We start from the raw sequence: 3,415 nt of genomic DNA, 5'->3' as shown, positions 1-3,415 counted from the left end.
CTTCCGCTTAAGGAGATGATACAGAACGTGAGTCAACTTACTGGTGGTAAAAAATTATACTGTTAGCTAATTCGGAACTAATCGATTATTTGGTGCGGAATGTTAAATGGTTTTGTCTTTTCCAACTATTTCCTCCTGAGCGAATCAGTTGAATATTGAATTAGACGGCTTAGCACAGCCCCTTTGCTCCATCACCATTACAGTGAATTCCTCGCTACTACGAGCTGTTCCGTCCCAGTGCTTTGCATCGGTACTCTCATCCTTGTGAATGTGTCACTTGGATTTCTCCCTTATCATCAAAACGACTGGTTCCCACAGCTCCATAAGAAAGCCCAGACTAGACTCACGCCATCTTCACGCCGAGTACCACTTGCGCAGCCTTCAGGTCTACCCGCAAATTTATCCCAGAATACAGCCTAAACTCTTGGTTTTGATACTGTGTTTAAAGCTAACGACGCTTCACCGATGGTGTCTACCATCATCTTCCTTATAGCTTTACCAAAATAATATTCAAGGATTGAATATTATTGGTGTGCCTGTGGCACACAGGCTGACGCCTTTTTTAATATTTCTCGCTCTTCTTCCAGCTCCGCTACGCCTGCTTTCAATCGCTTTAATTCTAAGTCTTTTTCATTTAATTGAGGTTGATTTGGGAATACTTTCTCTTGTTTGAGACGGTATTGTTTGCGCCAGTTATATCGGTTATTTTCTGCTACACCAAGCTCTCTGGCGGTTTGTTACTTGATTCCAGTAGTTCAAGAGCTTTAATTTTGAACTCTTTTGTATCAACTTGTCTTACCATGATTACTCCTTGTTGATGAGATTATATCTCTTAAACAAGGTGTCCGGCTATTCGAGGGATGATCACCTTTCATTTCGTTGCTTAAAGAGAGCATGAAAAAAAAAGAGCGGCACGACCACAAAGAAAAAAGCTATAGGATTTTTAAGTCGCCAAGAGTATTATCTATCCATCTTAGTAAACAAAATATTATTTTCCGGATTTATCATCTAATTATGAGAAAATATCATGACAAAATTAGTAGGATACGCTCGTGTCAGCACGAATGATCAGGATGTTCAATTACAACTCAACGCACTTGAAACAGCTGGTTGTACAAAAAATGAAATATTCATTGATAAAATTTCTGGGGTACGTACTGAAAGACCTGGTTTGGATAAGTGCATAGCCGAATTAAAGTCTGGTGATACTCTTTTGGTATGGCGATTAGACCGATTAGGTCGCTCAATGGCTCATTTAGTGACATTAGTTGAGGATCTAGGAAAAAAAGGAATAAGATTTAGGTCTCTCTGCGATGGTGCTATTGATACAACGACAGCTTCAGGAGGATTGATTGTTAATATTTTTTCTTCTCTTGCGCAATGTGCACGACGATTAATTCAAGAAAGAACCAGAGCCGATTTAGATGCGGCACGTGCTAGAGGTAGACGCGGTGAAAGAAAAAAAATTGCATCAGATAATCCAAAGGTACTTACAGCCAAACGTATGCATAAAAATCATGGTATGAGTATTGATGATATTTGTAAGACTCTTAAAATATCTCGTACCAGTTTTTATCGATATTTAACCCCAGAATAATATGAACGGATCGATTGTTCAAATTTTATTTTATACCTCTTTTAGTTTTCTAATAATGCCAACCTGGGCTAAAACTACAAAAAATGAAACGACTTCAATTTCTTTACCCTACCCTACGATGACAGACCCACTACTTGCTAATCCCAATCCATTTTACATCGAAGCTGGTCCTCTCCAAAAGATTTATATCAACGGCACCATAAGCGCTCTTGCCCTGTGGCAAAATAATCCTGTTGTGAGAAATCCTAACTCACTACTCGATTTAGATAATGCCCAGCTATTTATTCAAAATACTAAAGGTTTAGTGCAGTTCTATGTTCAGGCAGGAGGCTATTCTTTACCAGCTCTTGGTACCCCTTATCTGCGCATGGACGATATGACTCGTGATTTTTTTGGCCCCGTTCCAATAGCTTTCATCAAATTAGATCCTAGTGATAATTTTTCAATAATGGCTGGCAAGTTATTCACGCTCATCGGCAATGAAAATAACTTTACATTCCAAAATTTTAATATTGAGCGTGGACTACTATGGAATCAGACTAACGATCTCAATCGTGGCGTGCAAATGAACTACAACCAAGGAGCTTTCAGTGGCTCGATTGCTTTAAGCGATGGCTTTTATTCTGGACGGCTTAACTGGCTTTCGGGGTTGGTGACTTATACTATTAATTCAAAAAATAGCTTAAGCGTAGTAGCTTCAGGTAATATAAAACATGACAACCAATTCAGTCTTGTAACTCCATTAGCGCAGAATAACAGTCAGATTTACGATTTGATTTATTTTTATACATATGGCGGATTGACGATAAGTCCTACATTACAATTTACTCATGTCCCTAAAGATCCAAGTGTCGGGTTACTTGACTCTGCATCGACTTATGGTGTTGCCTTAGCGACAAAATTTGTTTTCAATACCCATTGGAGCATTACTGCCCGCGCAGAATACATTGATACAACAGGTGGGACCAATGTAGCCTATGGTTCTGGCAGTAATGCTTGGTCACTAACGCTAACACCAACTTACCAACGAGGAATCTTTTTCACACGCGGTGAAGCCTCTCTCGTGCTGGCGAATAATATTACTGCGGGCTCTGCCTTTGGTTGGGATGGTACAAAACACTCACAAAGTCGGTTGCTTATTGAATCGGGTATATTGTTCTAGGGGGTAAGTTGCGAAATGTGCATGTAAAAGATTTTTAAGATTTAAAAATACCTACATGGGGCACTGATCAAATTCATATATTCTTACCCAAATAGGACATGTGTCTGCTTAGAGTACCTTTCCGTGTGCGACAGGAGATCGGTGTGCCGTAGCGAAGCTACATAAGAGATGGCGGCAGACCCGCCGTAGTCCGCTTACAGGAGCCGGCTACAAATCACCTTAAGCTGCTGTTGTAAAGAGCAATGGTAGTCGAAAACAACGTCAAAACCAAGATCTCGACTTCATCTTGGGATAAACATATAGGACACCTGCTTACTGTATATGTGGCGTTCGGTGTAGAGATGGCACGATTCTAGTTTGGGCTTTTATGTGGAACTACGGGAAGCAGTCATCTGAATGCAAAGAGAGAAACTCAAGGATTAAAACTCCAAGAGTGAGAGTATCGATGCCAGGTACTGTGGCGGAGCTGTCTGTAGTCGTGTTGAAACTTCTGTAATGGAAGTAGAACGAAGGGACGGCGTTAGATGAGGTTATCACCCTCAAAACTCGACAAGAGGATAAGAGTTGGATAAAAAAAACCCATTTGATATTCCCAAGGTGTTCGTATGGAAGGCATTTAAGCTAGTCAAAGCGAATAAGGGTTCCTCTGGAGTTGA

Annotated in this window: 2 protein-coding genes and 1 pseudogene; 2 read left to right on the top strand and 1 reads right to left on the bottom strand. The window is 40.4% G+C overall.

Annotation, left to right across the window (positions count from 1 at the left end):
* Positions 1-524 precede the first annotated feature (524 nt).
* A pseudogene (locus ACQY7T_RS08265) lies at positions 525-722 on the bottom strand (transposase); the annotation flags it as partial.
* Between the two features lie 305 nt (positions 723-1,027).
* On the opposite strand from ACQY7T_RS08265, the gene ACQY7T_RS08260 reads away from it, so the two are divergent.
* Together ACQY7T_RS08260 and ACQY7T_RS08255 are read left to right on the top strand one after the other, a co-directional pair.
* Positions 1,028-1,597: a recombinase family protein gene (locus ACQY7T_RS08260; protein ID WP_428412559.1), complete on the top strand. Its 570-nt coding sequence runs from the start codon at positions 1,028-1,030 to the stop codon at positions 1,595-1,597.
* A 1-nt stretch (position 1,598) separates the two neighbouring features.
* Positions 1,599-2,759, top strand: coding sequence for an outer membrane beta-barrel protein (locus ACQY7T_RS08255; RefSeq protein WP_428412558.1), 1,161 nt, complete (start codon positions 1,599-1,601; stop codon positions 2,757-2,759).
* Positions 2,760-3,415 lie beyond the last annotated feature (656 nt).

This window comes from Legionella sp., from assembly GCF_965140895.1.
GTDB lineage: Bacteria > Pseudomonadota > Gammaproteobacteria > Legionellales > Legionellaceae > Legionella.
This window is presented reverse-complemented; position numbering and strand designations above follow the sequence as displayed.